The 19237-nt window shown below is 68.5% G+C and carries 16 protein-coding genes and 2 tRNA genes; 2 read left to right on the top strand and 16 right to left on the bottom strand.

Features of this window, described 5'->3' with window-relative positions; translation table 11 throughout:
• Nucleotides 1-47: 47 nt before the first annotated feature.
• Both trxA and hisS read right to left on the bottom strand, forming a co-directional pair.
• Complete coding sequence (gene trxA / locus INT51_RS16270; protein ID WP_193106389.1) at nucleotides 48-422, bottom strand: thioredoxin; 375 nt, start codon at nucleotides 420-422, stop codon at nucleotides 48-50.
• A gap of 71 nt (nucleotides 423-493) precedes the next feature.
• A complete protein-coding gene (hisS, locus tag INT51_RS16265) occupies nucleotides 494-1864 on the bottom strand; it encodes a histidine--tRNA ligase (protein ID WP_193106388.1) in 1371 nt (456 codons plus the stop codon).
• Nucleotides 1865-2094: 230 nt separating this feature from the next.
• Between hisS and INT51_RS22750 the strand changes: the two genes are divergently transcribed.
• Both INT51_RS22750 and INT51_RS16255 read left to right on the top strand, forming a co-directional pair.
• On the top strand, nucleotides 2095-3909 hold the full coding sequence (locus tag INT51_RS22750) for a DUF349 domain-containing protein (RefSeq protein WP_193106387.1): 1815 nt from the start codon (nucleotides 2095-2097) through the stop codon (nucleotides 3907-3909).
• 138 nt (nucleotides 3910-4047) lie between these two features.
• Complete coding sequence (locus tag INT51_RS16255; RefSeq protein ID WP_193106386.1) at nucleotides 4048-4731, top strand: hypothetical protein; 684 nt, start codon at nucleotides 4048-4050, stop codon at nucleotides 4729-4731.
• Nucleotides 4732-4792: 61 nt separating this feature from the next.
• On the opposite strand, the gene INT51_RS16250 is transcribed toward INT51_RS16255, so the two are convergent.
• The 14 genes from INT51_RS16250 to INT51_RS16185 all read right to left on the bottom strand — a co-directional run bounded on the left by INT51_RS16250 (nucleotide 4793) and on the right by INT51_RS16185 (nucleotide 19121).
• Nucleotides 4793-7039, bottom strand: a complete 2247-nt coding sequence (locus tag INT51_RS16250; RefSeq protein ID WP_226985826.1) for a bifunctional (p)ppGpp synthetase/guanosine-3',5'-bis(diphosphate) 3'-pyrophosphohydrolase — start codon at nucleotides 7037-7039, stop codon at nucleotides 4793-4795.
• Nucleotides 7040-7301: 262 nt separating this feature from the next.
• Nucleotides 7302-7853, bottom strand: coding sequence for an adenine phosphoribosyltransferase (locus INT51_RS16245; protein WP_193106384.1), 552 nt, complete (start codon nucleotides 7851-7853; stop codon nucleotides 7302-7304).
• Nucleotides 7850-8983 carry a protein translocase subunit SecF gene (gene secF / locus INT51_RS16240; protein ID WP_193106383.1) on the bottom strand — a complete coding sequence of 378 codons (1134 nt, stop codon included), beginning with the start codon at nucleotides 8981-8983 and terminating at the stop codon, nucleotides 7850-7852. The genes INT51_RS16245 and secF overlap by 4 nt, the downstream gene beginning before the upstream one ends.
• Complete coding sequence (gene secD / locus INT51_RS16235; RefSeq protein WP_193106382.1) at nucleotides 8980-10857, bottom strand: protein translocase subunit SecD; 1878 nt, start codon at nucleotides 10855-10857, stop codon at nucleotides 8980-8982. Before secD ends, secF begins: the two co-directional genes overlap by 4 nt.
• Nucleotides 10858-10935: 78 nt before the next feature.
• Nucleotides 10936-11346 carry a preprotein translocase subunit YajC gene (gene yajC, locus INT51_RS16230; RefSeq protein ID WP_304502223.1) on the bottom strand — a complete coding sequence of 137 codons (411 nt, stop codon included), beginning with the start codon at nucleotides 11344-11346 and terminating at the stop codon, nucleotides 10936-10938.
• A 126-nt stretch (nucleotides 11347-11472) separates the two neighbouring features.
• A complete protein-coding gene (gene ruvB, locus INT51_RS16225; RefSeq protein WP_193106381.1) occupies nucleotides 11473-12543 on the bottom strand; it encodes a Holliday junction branch migration DNA helicase RuvB in 1071 nt (356 codons plus the stop codon).
• Nucleotides 12540-13145, bottom strand: coding sequence for a Holliday junction branch migration protein RuvA (gene ruvA, locus INT51_RS16220; protein ID WP_193106380.1), 606 nt, complete (start codon nucleotides 13143-13145; stop codon nucleotides 12540-12542). The genes ruvB and ruvA overlap by 4 nt, the downstream gene beginning before the upstream one ends.
• 26 nt (nucleotides 13146-13171) lie before the next feature.
• On the bottom strand, nucleotides 13172-13762 hold the full coding sequence (gene ruvC / locus INT51_RS16215; protein WP_193106379.1) for a crossover junction endodeoxyribonuclease RuvC: 591 nt from the start codon (nucleotides 13760-13762) through the stop codon (nucleotides 13172-13174).
• Nucleotides 13763-13834: 72 nt separating this feature from the next.
• Nucleotides 13835-14605 (bottom strand): YebC/PmpR family DNA-binding transcriptional regulator, encoded by a 771-nt coding sequence (locus tag INT51_RS16210; RefSeq protein WP_193106378.1) that lies wholly within the window; start codon nucleotides 14603-14605, stop codon nucleotides 13835-13837.
• Between the two features lie 85 nt (nucleotides 14606-14690).
• Complete coding sequence (locus INT51_RS16205) at nucleotides 14691-15980, bottom strand: PrsW family intramembrane metalloprotease (RefSeq protein ID WP_193106377.1); 1290 nt, start codon at nucleotides 15978-15980, stop codon at nucleotides 14691-14693.
• A 132-nt stretch (nucleotides 15981-16112) separates the two neighbouring features.
• Nucleotides 16113-16598, bottom strand: a complete 486-nt coding sequence (locus INT51_RS16200) for an HIT domain-containing protein (protein WP_226985823.1) — start codon at nucleotides 16596-16598, stop codon at nucleotides 16113-16115.
• A 119-nt stretch (nucleotides 16599-16717) separates the two neighbouring features.
• Complete coding sequence (thrS, locus tag INT51_RS16195; RefSeq protein ID WP_193106376.1) at nucleotides 16718-18718, bottom strand: threonine--tRNA ligase; 2001 nt, start codon at nucleotides 18716-18718, stop codon at nucleotides 16718-16720.
• Between the two features lie 232 nt (nucleotides 18719-18950).
• A tRNA-Val gene (locus INT51_RS16190) sits at nucleotides 18951-19025 on the bottom strand.
• 25 nt (nucleotides 19026-19050) lie between these two features.
• Nucleotides 19051-19121: transfer RNA gene (locus INT51_RS16185), tRNA-Cys, on the bottom strand.
• Nucleotides 19122-19237 lie beyond the last annotated feature (116 nt).

Here is a 19237-nt window from a genome sequence, read left to right as displayed (position 1 = left end):
ATTCGGAGCAGGGGCCTTCTCGTCGTCCTGGAGGACTGCCTCGGGCGTCAGGCCTTCTGGTCGGTCTCCTGCGCTTCGGCGTAGGCCTTGCGGACCTCGTCCATGTCCAGGTTCTGGACCTGGCCGATGAGGTCCTCGAGGGCCGACTGCGGCAGGGCGCCGGCCTGCGAGAACACCGGAATGCCCTCGCGGTAGGCGACCAGGGTCGGGATCGAGGTCACGCCGTAGCGCATCGCCAGCTGCTGCTGGTCCTCGGTGTCCACCTTGGCGAAGGTGACGTCCTCGTGGGTCTCCGAGGACTCCTCGAAGATGGGGGCGAAGCGCTGGCACGGTACGCACCAGCCCGCCCAGAAGTCGATCAGGACGATGCCGTCCTCGACGGTCGTGTCGTGGTTCTCTGCGGTCAGGGTGACGGTAGCCATGACCCCTGGAACGCTGCGGCGCCGAGGATCATTCCCTCGACGCCGCAGTGTGATTCAGTTCATGCGCTCGATCAGGGCTGTTCCGCGCCGGTCGCGAGGATGCGCACCGCACGATCCTCCTCCGAGGGCGCCCAGGTGCCGGACTCGGCGGCGACCTGCTCACCGGAGCGGATGTCCTTGACCTCGCCCGGCTCCCCCTCCGACCCGGGGAACCACACGAACGGGATCCCCCGACGATCGGCGTACCGGATCTGCTTGCCGAACTTCGCCGCCGTGGGGGCGATCTCGCAGGAGATGCCACGACCGCGCAGGTCCCGGGCGATCGCCTCGCTGAGGTGTCTGGACTCTTCGTCGGAGACGGAGACCAGCACACAGGTCGGCACCGCACGGGTAGCCCTGACCAGATCTGCCGACAGCATCCGGGAGACCAGACGCGAGAGGCCGATCGAGAGCCCGACGCCGGGGTAGGAATGGCGGTTGTCAGCGGCCAGGGAGTCGTAGCGACCACCGGAGCAGATCGAGCCGAGGCTCTCGTGACCGGACATGAAGCTCTCGAAGACGGTGCCGGTGTAGTAGTCCAGGCCGCGGGCGATGGACAGATCCGCCATGATCACGCCGGGCACAGCGGCCTCGACCCGCTCCATGACGGCGGTGAGCTCGGCGATCCCCTGCTCGACCATCTCGCCACTGCCGCCGAGCTCGCGCACACGATCGGCGAACGACGCATCACGAGTGCGGATCGAGGCGAAATCCAGGCAGGCCTGAGCCTGCTCCGTGGTCGCCCCGGTCTCTGCCAGGAGCAGCTCGCGCGCTCTGTCGGCGCCGATCTTGGGCAGCTTGTCGAGGGTGCGCAGCACCGCCGCGTGATCCTCGAGACCGAGGGACCGGAAGAAGCCCTCCGAGAGTCGACGAGTATTGGCGTGGATGGTGACCTGCGGCAGCGGAAGGCGGTCGAGGATCTCGGCCATCACCACCGCGACCTCGGCCTCGATGTGCCCGGGCAGGGAATCCTGGCCGATGATGTCGAGATCGGCCTGGTAGAACTCGCGGAAGCGACCATCCTGGGGGCGTTCCCCGCGCCATACCTTCTGGATCTGGAAACGACGCAGGGGGAACACCAGATCGTTCTGGTGCTCGAGCACATAGCGAGCCAGCGGCACGGTGAGGTCGAAGTGCAGGCCCAGCGTGCGGGCGGGATCCGACGCGGAGTCGTCCGAGTCCTCCTCGGCGTGCAGTCGCCGCAGGACATACACCTCCTTGTCGATCTCGCCCTTGCGCAGCAGCTGCTCGAGGGGCTCGACCGCGCGCGTCTCGATGCCGGAGAACCCGTGGAGCTCGGCGATCTCGCGGAACACGTCCATCACGTGCTGCTCGACGAGGCGCTCGGCGGGGAGCCACTCGGGGAATCCGGACAGACGAGAATTCTTCGGGGTCTTCGCCATGCGGTGCACATCCTTCACAGGGTCGTCAGCAGGAGTGGTGGACGTTCCATTATCCCCGACCAGCAGCACGGTGGTCGCCGCCGGACAGGGCGATGACGATGCACCGGTCACTGTAGAGTTCCGGGACGTGGTGCGCACCGATCGCCGGGACGTGTCCATGTGCTTGCCCGGCCGCCGATCGTGGCGGCAGTGTCCCGCCCTGCAGCGGATCCCTTCGAAGGAGCTCAATCGTGAGCGAGTCCGAGACTCCCCTCCCCGCGTCCAACCCCGACGATCAGGCCCCTGATCCGACGCTCGATCAGTCGCCCGAGCCTGATCAGCAGACAGCTCCCGAGCAGTCCTCGGCTCCCGATCAGCCGGCGGGTGCCGACAGCGCCGCCCCCGAGGAATCTGCACCAGCGGCCACGACGGATAGCGGCTCGGAGCCCGCACGCGTGGCCGAGGCGGCCCCGGCAGCCGAGCCGGCTCCCGCAGCTGACGCGGCCCCCGCAGCGGAGCCTGCCCCCGCGGCCGAACCGCCGCAGACACCCGAGTCGGTGCCGGTCCCGGAGCAGCGCGCGCCGAGCCGTGAGCCCGAGGCCGCCACGACCGGGGAGGCCGAGGGTTCTCCCCCGATCCCCAGTGCTGAGGACCCCGCACCGGCCACACCGGTGCCGTCCCCGCGCCCGACGCCGCACCCGGCACCGGGTCACAAGCCCGCCGTGCCCTCCCCCGCGGTCCTGGCCGGCAAGAAGCCCAGCGCCGCCCTGCTCCCGGTGGCCCCGCCGGTCACCGAATACGACGCCGAGCAGCTCAGCGCCGCGAAGACGTTCGGCACGGTCCTCGAGGACGGCAGCGTCACCGTCCAGGACGGCACCCAGGTGCGCACGATCGGCACCACGACGGAGTCGGACCATGACCAGGCGCTGGAGCCCTATGCCCGCGGGTACCTCGACCTGGTCGCATTCCTCGATCTCACGCAGACGACGCTCAATGCTCCCGAGCACACGCAGAACGAACTCAACCGACTGCTCGAGAACCTTCGCAAGAACATGAAGGAACCCCAGGTGGTCGGTGACATCCCGGCTCTCCGGGCGCGGGCGAACGAGCTGCGAGAGAACGCCAAGGGGAAGATCCAGGCGCTCGAGGCGAAGCGTGCCGACGAGCGCTCGGACGCCACCCGCCGCCGTACCGAGTTCGTCGAATCCATCGAAGCCCTGGTCGCGACGGAGCCGGAGCAGATCTCCTGGAAGAACGCCGGGGAGACCATGCGGCAGATGGTGCCGAACTGGAAGCAGATGCAGACGCAGGACGTGTCCCTGGACCGTCCCACCGAGGAGGCGCTGTGGAAGCGGCTCTCGGCGGCTCGGGCGACCTTCGATCGGATGCGCAAGCAGTTCTTCTCCCAGCTCGACGAGAAGCACACCGAGGCTGCGGCGATCAAGGAGAAGCTGATCGCCAGCGCTGAGGAGATGCAGGACTCCACGGATTGGGGGCCGACGGTCCGGGCCTACAAGGACCTGATGGACCAGTGGCGCAATGCCCCCCGCGGCGGCCGCAAGAAGGACGACGCGCAGTGGAAGCGGTTCAAGGCCGCCCAGGATCGATTCTTCACGGCGCGTAACGCCGATCTCCACGAGACCGAGGCAGAACAGCGCAAGAATCTCGAGGTCAAGGAGTCGCTGCTCGTCGAGGCCGAGGCCATCGACCCGGCCAAGGATCTCGACGCCGCCAAGGCGACGCTCCGCTCGATTCAGGACCGGTGGGAAGAAGCCGGAAAGGTCCCGCGCGCGGACATGCGTCGCGTCGATGACCGTCTTCGCGGCATCGAGCGTTCCGTGAAGGGCGCCGAGCAGGAGGAATGGCGCCGCACCGACCCTCGTACCCGCGCCCGGGTCGAGGGCGCGTCCTCGCAGCTCCATTCGGCGATCGCCTCGTACGAAGAGGCTCTGGACAAGGCTCGCGCCGGTGGTGATCCGACGCAGATCGCTGCGGCGGAGTCCGCGCTCGAAGCGCGCAAGGAGTGGCTCGCCGTGATCGAGCGCTCTGCGCGCGACTTCGGCTGATTGCCCCCGGTCCTCCGAGCCCGCAACGCGCGGGACCGGGACTGGGACGGGAATCAGATCGTTCCTCCACCGCCCCGCCTGTCCACAGTGACAGGCGGGGCGATTGCCGTCCGTGCCGGAGCAGGCCAGAGTCGGGGCATGACCAACGCCAGCAGAGTGACGCGATCGCCGCGGCGGAACCTCATCACGGCATCTCGCACGATCGGGGCTCCTCCTCCCCCGCGCACCGGGCTCTGTGCCGCGTGGTCCCATCATGCTGCCGAGCTCGCCGTACCCCTCGGAGCGCACCTCGAGCGATGGGACGAGACCCCCTCCGCCTGGGCCATGGTCGAGGAGAGACTGCTGTCCCGGCTGCTGCCCGGGATCTTCCTGCCTCCGGATCTCCTGGGAACAGCAGTGCATCGCACCCTCGCGCTGGGATGCGCCCTGGGCGGCAGGCTGCAGTCCTATCACGTCGTCGCCGGCCCGTCCGCCGCCTGGGTGGTGCTGGGCGGTGATCCTCCCGCACCTGCCGAGCTCCTCTCACCGGCGCATCGCGGATCGATCCCGGGGGTGACGGTGCGCACCGCCCGCCTGCAACCACGCGAGGTGGAGACCATCGGCGGCGCGCCGGTCACCCGGCCGCTGCGCACCGCCGTCGACCTGCTGCGCTTCACTCCGGATCCTGTCGCAGGGCCTGCTCTGCACGCACTCGTGGACAGCGGGCACGTCACCGAGGCCGCGATCCGGAGACATCTGGCCGACTTGGAGCGCCATCCAGGGGCCCGAGCGGCGCGCGACCGCGTAGGGCGACTGCTGGGACCGGCTGCTCAGGCGGCGTGACGTCCTCCGCATCGCGCCCGCGGCGCACGAGGGTCCCGGGTCGCCCTGCCCGAGATCGTGGTCAGCCTGTCGTGAGGGGCTCGCCGGAGCCGACGGGCTTCCCGTCCGCGGTGACCCGGTAGACGTCGTAGACGCCTTCGACCCGTCTGACCTGGGCCAGCACGGACTGCAGATGGGACGGATCCGCGAGTTCGAAGGAGAAGAACGTCGCTGCCAGGCGATCCGTGTTCGACTGCGCGGAGGCCGAATGGAGATTCACCTGCTGTTCCGAGATCACCAGCGCGAGATCCGTGAGCAGGCGCGGCCGATCAAGGGCTTCGACCTTGATGTGGACGAGATAGGCGGTGCTGTGGCGACCGGACCATTTCACGTCGACGATGCGATCCGGCTGCTGCTCCTGCAGCTGAATCGCGTTGGAGCAGTCGGTGTGGTGCACGGAGATCCCGGATCCGCGGGTGACGAAGCCGACGATCGGGTCCCCGGGGACGGGGGCACAGCACTTGGCGAGCTTCACCCAGAGGTCCGTCTGCCCGTCGACCAGAACGCCCTGGTCGGTCTCCGAGGTATGCCTGTCCCCACGGCTGGGACGTGACCGCACCCGGGAGGGCAGCGTCATCTCTGCCACGTCCTCCTCGGCGCCGTCCGAGCCGCCGAAGACCGCCCGCAGCTTCTCCACCACGTGCTGGGCGCCGGTGTGCCCCTCACCGATCGAGGTGTACAGCGAATCCACCGAGGGCAGGTTCAGATCGGAGGCGACCGTGGCGAGCGTGTCGTGCGTCAGCAGACGACGCATGGGCAGATCCTGGCGACGCAGCGCCTTGGCGAGGTCCTCCTTGCCGCGGTCCAGCGCCTCCTCGCGTCGCTCCTTGGTGAACCAGTGCCGGATCTTGCTGCGGGCACGTGGAGACTTGACGAATCCCAGCCAGTCCCGACTGGGGCCGGCGTCGGGGGACTTCGAGGTGAACACCTCCACGACGTCCCCGGTGGACAGCGCCGACTCCAGCGACACCAGGCGACCGTTGACCCGTGCACCGATCGTGCGATGCCCGACCTCGGTGTGCACCGAATATGCGAAGTCGACAGGCGTGGACCCCTGCGGGAGGGCCAGCACATCACCCTTCGGGGTGAAGATGTACACCTCCTGCGTGTTGATCTCGAATCGCAGCGAGTCCAGGAACTCGCCGGAGTCCGTGGTCTCCTTCTGCCAGTCCATGAGCTGGCGCAGCCACGCCGCCTCGTTGCTGGCCGGCTTGGGGTCCGCGCTGCTGGCGCCACCGGCCATCGCCTTGTACTTCCAGTGCGCTGCGACTCCGTACTCCGCGCGACGGTGCATCTCCTTGGTGCGGATCTGCACCTCGACCGGCTTCCCGGTGGGACCGATGACCGTGGTGTGCAGCGACTGGTACAGGTTGAACTTCGGCAGGGCGATGTAGTCCTTGAAGCGTCCCTGTACCGGCGACCACCGCGCATGAAGAGTCCCCAGCACCCCGTAGCAGTCCCGCACCGTGTCGACCAGGACCCTGACCCCGACCAGGTCGTAGATATCGGCGAAGTCGCGACCTCGCACGATCATCTTCTGGTAGATCGAGTAGTAGTGCTTGGGGCGCCCGGTGACCTCCGCCTTGATCTTCGCCTTCTTGAGGTCGTCGAGGATCCGGGTGGACACCGTCTGGAGGTATTGGTCGCGAGCGGGGGCGTGCTGGGCGACCAGCGAGACGATCTCCTCGTACACCTTCGGGTACAGGACCTGGAAGGAGCGGTCCTCCAGCTCCCACTTCATCGTGTTCAGGCCCAAGCGGTGCGCGAGCGGGGCGTATATCTCGAGGGTCTCCTTGGCCTTCCGCTCGGCGGAGACGGCGGGGACGTACTTCCAGGTGCGTGCATTGTGCAGCCGGTCGGCGAGCTTGATCAGCAGCACGCGCACGTCACGACTCATCGCCACGATCATCTTGCGCACGGTCTCGGCCTGGGCGGCCTCTCCGTACGTGACCTTGTCGAGCTTGGTGACGCCGTCGACCATCACGGCGATGACCTCGCCGAACTCTGTGCGGAGCCTCTCGAGTGAGTAGTCGGTGTCCTCGACCGTGTCATGCAGCAGGGCTGCAGCGACGACGTCAGCGGGCGACCCGAGCTCCGCGAGGATGGTCGCCACCGACACCGGGTGGGTGATGTAGGGGTCGCCGCTCTTGCGGGTCTGCCCGCGGTGGGCACGCTCGGCGACGGTGTAGGCCCGCTGGATGAGCACCAGGCTCTCCTTCGGGCTGACCGCGGCCATCGTCTCCAGCAGCGGCGCGAGCAGCGGGTCCATGGGAGAACCCGAGCGGGAGGAGAAGAACGACAGCCGGGAACGAGGCTTGCGCGGGCCCTGGCCCGAGCCCTTCGATGGTGACACGGCCTCGGACCCAGTGCGCGCACTCGCGCCGGGGCCCGACGCGACGACGTCGGCTCCGGTGGTCTCGGATGCGGGCTCCTGCACTGCACACCTCCTGGCTGGGGTGATCAGTCTACGCGCGCGCAACCGGTACGACGACGGTGACGGCGCAGGCGGCGCAGCGTGGCGCGGTGCGCAGTCAGTTCGGGATCGACCAGATGGTGGTCAGCGGAACGTCCGGCAGCCTGTCGCGTCCGCGCAGCCCTTCGAGCTCGATGAGGAATGATGCCCCCACCAGCTCGACGTCGAACGATCGGGTGAGCTCTACGGTGGCGGCGGCGGTGCCACCGGTGGCGAGCAGGTCGTCGACCACGAGGGTGCGGGCGCCTGCCGGGAGGGAGCCCTCCGGGATCTGGACCACTGCGCTGCCGTACTCGAGCTCGTAGCTGAGAGTGGCAGGGGTCCCGGGCAGCTTGCCGGCCTTGCGCACCGGGACGAAGCCGGCTCCCATCTCGTACGCCAACGGCGCCCCGACGACGAAACCTCGCGCCTCGGTGCCCACGATGTACTCGATGCCCTCGGGCAGCAGAGTCTTCCAGTACTGGATGACGGACCGCAGTGCCGCGGCGTCACGCAGCAGCGGGGTGATGTCGCGGAACAGGACACCGGGCTCCGGGAAATCCGGGTACTCGGAGATATGGGACTCGCGCAGGTCGCGGATCTGTGCCGGAGTGGGCATGTGCTCGTTCATCGGGCTCCTCCGCGTGGCGCGGTGCGCGCGCGCTGCGTGTCCTCGGGGCTCTCGTCGGTATCCGAGCCATCGGGATCCTCATCCGTGTCCAGGCCGTCGGGATCCTCGTCCGTTCGCACGAGGCCCCGATCGCCCGCGACCCCGCTGACCTCGCCGCTGCGGCGGGCCTGCGCGACGAGAGCCGTATGTGCGGCGATCCCGCTCTCCCGGCGACGCAGGTCCACGAGGACTCCCGGGGCGAGGAAGATCGAGGAATAGGTACCGGCGAGGATGCCGATGAACAGCGCGAGGGAGATGTCCTTCAGGGTTCCCGCACCGAGCAGGAGTGCACCGATCCCCAGGATCGACCCGACAGGCAGCAGCGCGACCACGGAGGTGTTGATCGAGCGCACCAGGGTCTGGTTCGCCGCCAGCTCCACCTGGTCGGAAAAGGTGGCCCGGGTCTGTGCCGTGAGTCCGGACGTGTTCTCCCGGACCTTGTCGAAGACCACGATGGTGTCGTACAGCGAGTACCCCATCACGGTGAGGAATCCGATCACGGTGCCCGGAGTGATCTCGAAACCGACCACGCCGTACACCGCCGCGGTCACCAGCATGTCGTGGACCAGCGCGCTCATGGCCGCGACCGAGGCCTTGAGGTTGCGGAAGTACACCGCCATCGTCGCGGCGACGAGCACCAGGAACACGAGGACGCCGCGAAGCATCTTCTGGGTGATGTCCCCGCTCCAGACCGGGCCGATGTACGAGGTCGACACATCCGCTGTGGAGACCCCGTACGCCGCAGCGAGCTCTTCGGCCAGGAGGGCCGTCTCCGTGGAGTCGAGCTGCTCGGTCTGGACACGCATCGTGTCCTGTCCGAGCACGGTCACCTTGGGTTCGCCGTCCGAGACGTGCTCGCGCACGATGTCGCGAGCGGTGCTCTGCTCGGTGTCGGAGACACCGGCGACCTGGAACTCGGAGCCGCCGGTGAACTCGATCCCGAGGTTCGGGCCGCGCAGCAGGGCCAGGGCGGCGAGGATCACGATCACCACGAGGCTGATCAGGTACCAGGTACGTCGGCGACGCACGATCGGGACGGTACGGCGACCCGCGTGGAGGTCGTTGCCGAACCGGGAGAATGTCGCGGTCATCGGCTCGTCTCCTCGGAGTCGTCGTCTGGCGGGTCGGACTCGCGATCGGCGGGCCCGTGATCAGCGGTGTCGTCGAGTCCGCTCGCGTCGTCCCCGGCATCTCGGGCGAGGCGCGCCTTGCGGGCGGCCAGCGGTTCCCGGGGTCCGTCCTCTCCCTGCGAGGTACCGCGCTCGTCGAGTGCGCGCACCCGCCCACGTCCCGCGTAGGCCGGAACACTGCGCCCCAGCATCGCCGGGTCGAGTCCGCTCCAGGGGTGCCCCTTGCCGAAGAACCGGCTGCGGACCAGGACCTGCAGGATCGGGTGGGTGAACAGGAAGACGACCAGCAGGTCGAGCAGGGTGGTCACACCGAGCACGAAGGCGAAGCCTCGCACTCCACCGGTGGAGAGCAGATACAGCACGACCGAGGCGATCAGGTTGACGGAGTCCGAGGCGAGGATGGTGCGTTTGGCACGATCCCAGCCATGATCCACCGCCGCGACGATCCCCCTGCCATCGCGGATCTCGTCGCGCACGCGCTCGAAGTAGACGATGAACGAGTCCACGGTGAAGGCGATCGCGACGATCATGCCCACCACACCGGCCAGCGAGAGGCGGTAGCCGATATCGGGGATGTTCGACAGGACGGTGAGCGTCCCGTAGGTGAGCGCCCCCATCGCCAGCAGGCTGGTGACGGTCACGATCGACAGGGCGCGGTACTGGAGGAACGCATAGGCCACGACGAGTGCCAGCCCGATCAGCCCTGCGATCAGACCCATCGTCAGCTGATCGGTGCCCAGGGTCGCGGAGACCTGCTGCTCGGAGGCGACCTCGAACTCGAGCGGAAGCGCACCGAAGCGCAGCTGGTCCGAGAGCTGGCTCGCCTCGTCCTGGGTGAAATCACCGGAGATCGAGGCCTCTCCGTTCGGGGAGGGAGCTTGAACCTCCGGGGCGGAGATGACCAGACCGTCCAGCACGATCCCGAAAGCCCGGGTCGCACCCTCGTCGTTGTAGAGCGCGGTGGTCATGTCGCCGAAGGACTTCGCGGCGTCCTCCTGGAAACTCATGTTCACGACGTAGGACCCGGTGGCCTGGCCGGTGGGGTTGGTATCGGCCGCCACGGACGAACCCGCGATCGACGACCCGGCGACGACCTCGGGTCCGAGCAGGAATTTCTGCGTGCCCTCGGGGTCACAGGCCACGACGGGTTCGTCGACGGCGGCATCGGAGACGAGCTCCTGCTGGGAACGCGGATCCGTGCAGTCCGCGGTCATCAGCTCGGTCTGGAGCTCCGGGGTCAGCCAGTCCAGGGACCACGCGGGGTACTGCAGCTCACCCTCGGTCGGGGCCGCGGGAGGAGCCATCGAGGAGTCCGCGCTGAGAGGGCCGTTGAACATCTGCTGCGAGGGGTCCGCCGGAGCCGCGGAGGCCTCGTCGGCCGAACCCTCTGCATCCTCGGAGGCACCGCCGTCGGAGGCGCCACCGCCATCGGAGGGCTGGGCCCCTTCGGTGCCCTCAGGGGCCACCACGCCGAGAACCGGCCGGAAGGACATCGACGCGGTCTGTCGAATCGCCTCGGAGGTCTCCTGGTCCAGCTGTCCGGGGACGTCGATGACGATGTTCGTCCCGCCCTGGATGCTGATCTCGGTCTCGGCCACGCCCATCGCGTTGATGCGCTGACTGATGATCTGACGGGCCTGCTCCATGGCCGTGGAGTCGACCGCCGCGCCATCGCGCGATTCGGTCTGCAGGATGATCTGGGTGCCGCCCTCGAGGTCGAGGGCGAGCTTGGGGGCTGGTTCCCAGCCGCCCTTCCAGACTCCGGCACCGATTCCGCCACCCATCAGCAGGATCAGCACCGCGAGGGCCGCGAGGGCGATGCGACGTGCGGGCATGGGGCAGTGTTCCTCTGGACGACGGCAGGGTCAGGAAGAGCGGGAGCTCACGTGCACGGGTGAAGGCACCCGGACCGTTCAGCGGTCGCGACGGTCCTCGGTGCTCGGATCGGAGACCGTCACTCCGGGAATGGCGCCCTGATCCGAGTCGCGCCCACCTGCAGAGAGGTCATCGTCCGTGGAGTCGGCGGAATCGGCCTCGTCATCCGATTCCAGCGAGGCGCCGTCGGTCGGCTCGACCGCCGAGGCGATGGCCTGACGTGCCCACTTCGTCTGAGCGCCGTTCTCGGACTCGAGGATCACGACATCGTCGAAGGAGTCGACGATCAGGCCGTAGAACCCCGAGTGGGTGCGCACCTCGTCGCCGACGCCGAGCTGGCTGACGAGCTCACGTTGCTTCTGCTGAGTCTTCTTCTGGCGGTTCGACAGAAACAGCATCGGCAGCATCATGACCGCGAAGATGAGCAGGAGAGGCAGGAGGGATTCCACGGGGTTCCTTTCGGCGGACAGCAACGGGCCCGGGAGCTCACGCTCCGAGCCGGCCCTGCCGCGGACGACTGACCGCACCACTGTACCCGCCGATGCCGAGTGAACTCCCCACGGGTGGCGAGTCGCTCAGAAGCGACCGAGCATCGGTGCGGAACCCGCCGGACCGTCCGGCGCCTGCATCCCCAGGTGCGTCCATGCCGCCGGTGCGGCAGCACGACCTCGCGGGGTGCGGAGCAGGAATCCTTCGCGCACCAGGTAGGGCTCGACCATCGTCTCGACGGTCTCGATCTCCTCCCCCACCGCCACGGCGAGGGTGGACAGTCCCACCGGGCCACCGGCGAAACGACCGCACAGCGCGGCGAGCACCGCACGGTCCAGGCGATCCAGCCCGCGCTCATCGACCTCGTACACACGCAGGGCTTCCTTCGCAGCACCGAGGTCGAGTCGGCCCGTGCCGCGCACCTGCGCCCAGTCGCGCACGCGGCGCAGCAGACGGTTCGCGATGCGCGGAGTGCCGCGGGAACGGGAGGCGATCTCGATTCCGGCCTCCTCGACGAGGTCCACCTCGAGCCGGGCAGCGGAGCGACGGACGACTTCCCGCAGCTCCTCGGGGGCGTAGAAGTCGAGGTGACCGATGAATCCGAAGCGATCGCGCAGTGGGGCGGGAAGGAGCCCTGCGCGCGTGGTCGCACCGACCACCGTGAACGGCGGCAGATCCAAGGGGATCGAGGTGGCGCCGACGCCTTTGCCGACGACGACATCGACCCGGAAATCCTCCATGGCGATATAGAGCATCTCCTCGGCAGGTCGGGCCAGGCGGTGGATCTCGTCGATGAAGAGCACCTCGTCCTCATCGAGGGAGGAGAGGATCGCGGCGAGGTCACCGGCGTGCTGGATGGCGGGGCCCGAGGTGATGCGCAGCGCGGCACCCAGCTCGGCGGCGATGATCATCGCCAGAGTGGTCTTGCCGAGCCCGGGAGGGCCGGACAGGAGCACGTGCTCGGGAGTGCGCCCGCGGGCGGACGCCGCGTCGAGCACCAGCGAGAGCTGATCGCGCACCACCTGCTGGCCGACGAACTCGTCCAGACGTCGGGGACGCAGAACCGCCTCCGCAGTGCGCTCCGGAGGGGAGGACTCCGCACTGGTCACGGTGGCGTCCTCGCTTCCGGGAGCTCCTGCGGTGTCCTCCGGACTCATCGGCTGCCCCCGAGGTGGCGCAGGGCCCGGCGCAGCAGGTCCGGGGCGTCCAGCGTTCCGCCGCCCTCGGCGCGTACCCCTTCCACGGCGTTGATCGCACCCTTCTCCGCCCAGCCCAGACCCACCAGCGCTTCGATCACGTCGGCATCCGCCCCTGCTGAGGTCGACGGTGCCGGCTCGGCGGAGCTCACGGGCCCCGCGGGAGCGGGCAGCTTCCCCCCGAGTTCGAGGATCATGCGTCCGGCGACCTTCGGCCCGATGCCAGGGGTACGGGCGATGGTCTTGGCATCCTGCTCGGCGACGGCCCACCGCAGCTCCTCGGGGTCGAGGACCGCCAGCACGGCCAGCGCGGTGCGCGGTCCGATACCGGAGACGGACTGCACGATCCGGAAGGTCTCGGCCTCGTCCTGATGGGGGAAGCCGAACAGCGTCATCGAGTCCTCGCGGACGATCAGCTCGGTGTGCAGGGTGAGCTCGGCACCATGGCGGGTTGAGCTCAAGGCCTGGGGAGTGGTGCGGACGAGGTAGCCGATGCCGCCCACGTCCACCACCAGGGCGTCAAGGTCGATGCGGGCCACTCGCCCGGTCAGGGATGCGATCACAGCCCCACTCTAGAACGAGTGTTCGATCAGTGGCGGGAGGTGGAGCGCTCCCGGGCGCGTCGGGCTTCGCGCTCGGCACGCGCCCAGACCGATTGGGCACTGGTGCGCGCGCCCCCGGTGGAATCCAGCGCGACCGGCCCGGGGCCTCGCCACAGCTGTGTCAGGGCGATCGCGACGGCGTCGGCCGCGTCGGCGGGCTGCGGCGGTGCATCGAGGCCGAGCAGCTTGACCAGCATGGTCTGGATCTGCTTCTTGTCGGCCCGGCCGCTGCCGGTGACCGCCGCCTTCACCTCGGAGGGTGTGTGCATCGCGATCGGGATGCCGCGTTCGGCCGCTTCGAGGATCGCGATGCCGGAGACCTGGGCGGTTCCCATGACGGTCGAGATGTTGTTCTGACTGAACACCCGCTCCACGGCGACCACGTCGGGCGCATGCTCCTCGATGGCGGCCCGCAGGCCCCGCGCGATCGCGAGCAGGCGCTGATCGATCGGATCCTCCGAGTCGGAGCGGACCACGCCGGCAGCGACGAGCGTGGCCCGGCGACCGCCGGTGGAATCGATCACGCCGATGCCGCACCGGGTGAGGCCGGGATCCACTCCGAGCACTCTCAAGGACATCAGGGGCTCCCCTGCCCGAGCGTCGTCATCGTGCACCAGCGGCAGGCTCCGGGCCGGGCGCTCCTGATCGGATCACTCGGACTCAGAATCGGAATCGGCGAGCGCAGCGGCGACGTCGTCGGGGATGTCGAGGTTCGAGAACACGTTCTGGACGTCGTCGCTGTCCTCGAGAGCATCGATCAGTCGCAGCGCCTTCTGGGCGCCGTCGAGATCGACGGGAGTGCGCATGGTCGGCACGAACTGCGCCTCGGCACTGTCGTACTCGATGCCCGCCTCCTGCAGCGACGTGCGCACGGCCACCACATCGGTGGCCTCGCAGAGGATCTCGAAGGCCTCGCCCTCGTCGGTGATCTCCTCGGCACCCGCGTCCAGGACGACCTCGAGCAGGGAATCCTCGGTGAGGTCGCCCTTGGGAACGGTCACGACGCCTTTGCGCTCGAACAGGTAGGCGACGGAACCGGAATCGGCCATGTTCCCGCCATTGCGGTTGAAGGCCAGGCGCACCTCGGAGACGGCTCGGTTCTTGTTGTCGGTGAGGCATTCGACCAGCACCGCCACGCCGCCGGGCGCATAGCCCTCGTACATCAGCGTCTCGTAGTCGACAGCGCCGGCGTCGAGGCCGCCGCCGCGCTTGACGGCACGATCAATGTTGTCGCTGGGAACGGAGGTCCGCTTCGCCTTCTGGATGGCATCGAAGAGGGTCGGGTTGCCGACCGGGTCGGGGCCACCCATTCGTGCGGCGACTTCGATGTTCTTGACCAGCTTGGCGAACAGCTTGCCGCGCTTGGCATCGATGATGGCCTTCTTGTGCTTCGTGGTCGCCCACTTGGAATGCCCTGACATCTCTCTCCTCCCGACTCGACCGCCGGATTCCGGCGCAGTGCCGTCCCATTCTAGGTGCAGGGGTCGCCGACCCTCGCCAGAAGCGTCAGCTGCGGACGACGGGGGCCGTGAGCGAGCCGAGCAGGCGGCGGTCCGCAGTGATCCGTTCAAGCAGCTCACGCTCCCGCCGTCGTGTCTTGGCCGACGCCTTGCCGTGCAGCACGCTGTGGCGTTCCATGCCCAGCTCGATCGATGCACGGATCAGGTCGCGCATCCCCATCCGGGCGACCGCGCCGTGGCGGCCGGCCCACTTCTCAGCCCTGCGGCGCTTGCCCATCGCGACCAGCATGTCCACCTCCGACGGCGCGAACCACCCGGCTCGCCCGTAGTCGGCGAGCTGGCGACGCAGGATGCGACGCTCCCGCAGACGCAGGAACAGCACGATCGCCACCAGGATCACGAAGATCGGCACCTGCACGGAGACGTAGTAGCGCAAGAAGCCACCGAGCGGGTTCTCCGGGTCGACCGGCAGGAAGAAGGTGGACCCGTTCCACAGTGCGTGCAGGATCATCCCCAGGGAGAGCCCCCCGATGCCGAGCCCGAAGTACAGCATCGGAGAACGGCGCTCGGCCGCGATGCCCAGCCCGAGCCCGCACAGCCCGGTGAAGGAGACGTGGGCGAAGGGCGAGAGGACACCGCGCAGGAAGAAGGTCTGCCAGAACCCGGCGACCTCTCCGGCGGCCTGCGCCTGGTGGAAGGAGCTTCCGAAGTAGATGATGTTCTCGGTGAAGGCGAATCCCCCCGCGATCAATGCCGCGTAGACGACTCCGTCGATAGGCCCGGCGATGTATCGGCGACCCCAGATGAGCAGCCCGATCATCCCGGCGCACTTCATGGCCTCCTCGATCACCGGAGCCTGGACCACCGCTCCGAGGAACGAGGCGGTGATCTCGCTGGGCTCGCTCGGCATGATCCAGGTCGTGAACGGACCGCCGATGACGAACGTCAGGGCCACGGACCCGACCGCGCCCCAGATGAAGGCGTACACGAGGGAGATCCGGGGCTGCGGGGTGTAGCGGTCGAGCCACCACACGGCGGCCAGGACGATGGCGACGGGCACCAGTGCGGCGGTGAACGCCACCAGCGAGGTCCCGAACCCCAGCGGAAGGATGACGAAGATGTAGAGCGCGAGGGCACCACCGGCGAGCGCCAGGAACGACAGGGCGAAGACGACCCACCGCACCCATGGTCGGCGTCGGCGCCGATTCTGAGGGGTGCCCTCACCCATGCGACCGGGAGCACGCGGGTCCACGCGGTCGACGTCATAGCGGTAGCCGGGATCGGACTGGCCGTGAGGTGGCGGCGCTGGGCGCGGCGGGGCTCCGGTCGTGCTCATCGCTGCGGTCTCCTCCCACTCCCCTGGCTGCGGCGGTCTGCGATCATGGCCGGCACCGACGCGGTCTCGACGAGATGTCGCGCCCCGATGACCCGATGATGCGATGTGCGTTGCAGCCTCGGTCATGCTAGCTCAGGGCCAGGCGTCGGCGTAGAGCCGGCGAGTATCGGCCAACAGGATCGGGACGGCCTTGGTGCGCCCGACGATGGGCAGGAAGTTCGCATCGCCCATCCACCGGGGCACGACGTGCTGATGCAGATGCGCGGCGATGCCTGCCCCGGCGACCGGGCCCTGGTTCATGCCCAGGTTGAACCCGGCCGGCTGGGAGACCTCACGGATCACCCGCATCGCGGTGCGGGTGAGCGCGGCGATCTCCTGCACCTCGGCATCGTCGAGATCCGTGTAGTCGGCGACGTGACGGTACGGGCACACCAGCAGATGACCGGCGTTGTACGGATACAGGTTCAGGATCACGTACGCCACCTCGCCACGATGGACGATCAGCGCGTCCTCGTCCGAGCGTCCGGGAGCCGAGCAGAAGGGGCACTGCGCCCCGTCGTCCGGATCGGCCGGCTTGTTCTCCCCGCCGATGTACGCCATCCGGTGCGGGGTCCACAGCCGCTGCGTGTCATCGGGGACACCCGCGAATCCGCGCGCGTCCTCGACGGTCGCCTCCGCGGCACCAGGGCGCGGCGAGCCGTCCGCATCGGACGGCTCGCCGCTGGGATCCGCCTCGATCACACCTGCACCTTGTCCTGGACGGCGGTGACGATCCGCTGCACCGCCTCGTCGACGTCGATGCCGTTGTCCTGGCTGCCGTCACGCATCCGGAAGGAGACGGCGCCCGCAGCCTGGTCCTCCCCACCCGCGATGAGCAGGTAGGGCACCTTCTCCTTGGTGTGGGTGCGGATCTTCTTCTGCATGCGGTCATCGGAGGAGTCGACCTCCACGCGGATGCCGTGGGTACGCAGCTTCGCAGCGATCTGGTCGAGGTAGGCGACGTACTCGGCGGCGACCGGGATGGCGACGACCTGGACCGGAGCCAGCCACACCGGGAATGCCCCCGCGTAGTGCTCCAGGAGAACGCCGAAGAAGCGCTCGATGGATCCGAACAGGGCACGGTGGATCATCACCGGGCGCTGCCGGGTCCCGTCGGGAGCGGTGTACTCGAGCTCGAACAGCTCGGGCTCGAAGAAGTCCAGCTGGATCGTGGACAGCTGCCAGGTGCGTCCGATCGCGTCCTTCGCCTGGACGGAGATCTTCGGACCGTAGAACGCGGCGCCGCCCGGGTCCGGGACCAGTTCGAGACCGGAGGCGGTCGCAACCTCCTCGAGGGTGCGGGTCGCTTCGTCCCAGGTGGTCTCGTCGCCGACGGACTTCTCGGGGTCACGGGTGGACAGCTCGAGGTAGAAGTCATCCAGTCCGTAGTCCTTCAGCAGACCGAGCACGAAGTCGAGCGTCCCGGAGATCTCCTCCTTCATCTGTTCCCGGGTGGTGTAGATGTGCGCGTCGTCCTGGGTGAATCCCCGGGCACGGGTGAGCCCGTGCACCACGCCGGACTTCTCGTAGCGGTACACGCTGCCGAACTCGAACAGTCGCAGCGGCAGCTCGCGATAGGACCGGCCCCGGGAGCTGTAGACGAGGTTGTGCATCGGGCAGTTCATGGGCTTGAGGTAGTAGTCCTGGCCCTGCTTGGTGACGTTCCCGTCGCCGTCGACCTCCTCGTCCACGTGCATCGGGGGGTACATGCCCTCGGCGTACCACTCGAGGTGCTTCGAGGTCTCGAAGAGGTTCTTCTTGGTGATGTGCGGGGTGGAGACGAAGGAGTAGCCGGCCTCGATGTGACGGCGGCGGGAGTAGTCCTCCATCTCCATCTTGATCATGGCGCCCTTGGGGTGGAACACCGGCAGACCGGATCCGATCTCATCCGGGAAGGAGAACAGGTCCAGTTCGCTGCCCAGCCGGCGGTGGTCGCGCCGCTCGGCCTCGGCGATGCGCTCCTGATGGGCGCGCAGCTCGTCCTTGGACGGCCATGCGGTGCCGTAGACGCGCTGCAGCATCGGGTTCTTCTCGCTGCCGCGCCAGTAGGCGGCGGCGGAGCGGGTGAGCGCGAAGCCGTTGCCGATCAGCTTGGTGCTGGGCAGGTGCGGGCCGCGGCAGAGATCGGTCCAGACGGTCTGGCCCTTCTTGTCCACGTTGTCGTACATGGTCAGCCCGCCCTCGCCGACCTCGACGCTCGCGCCCTCGGCTGCGTCACCGGCGGTGGACTTCAGGCCGATCAGCTCGAGCTTGTACGGCTCGGAGGTTTCCTCGGCGCGCGCGGCGTCATCGGTGAGCTCGCGGCGCACGAAGCGCTGACCGGACTTGACGATCCGGTTCATCTCCTTCTCGAGCGCCTTGAGCGACTCGGGGGTGAAGGGCTCGGCGACGTCGAAGTCGTAGTAGAAGCCGTCGGTGATGGGCGGGCCGATGCCGAGCTTGGCGTCGGGGTCCACCTTCTGCACAGCCTGGGCCAGGACGTGGGCGGCGCTGTGGCGCAGGATCGAGAGGCCATCGGCGCTGGAGAGGTCGACTCCCTCGACCACCTGGCCGTCCGTGAGCAGGGTGGACAGATCTCGCAGTTCGCCGTCGATGCGCAGGGCGATGATCGAGGCGGTTCCGGCGAACAGCTCGGTGCCCGTGGTCCCCTCCTCGAGGCGATGCAGGGAACCGTCGAGGGTGATGGCGATCTGGGCCACGGAAATGCTCCTTGTGTTCGGGTCGAGCCGGCCGACGATGCCGGCTCCGCCGACGATCGTATCTGCCCCACGGCCGGGCACGAGCCGATGCATCGATGCCGCAGAGCAGGACGGACCTCCCCACACCGTCCGACGCCGCTCCTCGGCCGCTTAGGCGGGGAGCCCTCGGTCCGCGATCTGGTGCATCGGACGCGAGAAGGGCCCCGGTCCGACGACCGGGGCCCTTCTGTGCTGGTGGGCGATACTGGGTTCGAACCAGTGACCTCTTCCGTGTCAGGGAAGCGCGCTACCGCTGCGCCAATCGCCCGGACGACACCCGAGGGCGTCGACGGAGGTGGGTACGGGATTCGAACCCGTGTACACGGCTTTGCAGGCCGTTGCCTCGCCTCTCGGCCAACCCACCGGAGATGCTCCCGCATCACAGGAAAAGACGCTCCCGACCACATGTCGGGCGCGCCGCTCCCGGAGCGGACGACCGGATTCGAACCGGCGACCCTCACCTTGGCAAGGTGATGCTCT

Origin of the sequence: Brachybacterium sp. FME24 (genome assembly GCF_014897705.1) — a bacterium.
GTDB lineage: Bacteria > Actinomycetota > Actinomycetes > Actinomycetales > Dermabacteraceae > Brachybacterium.
Note: the sequence above shows the minus strand (reverse complement) of the source record. Positions and strands in the feature narration are given on the sequence as shown.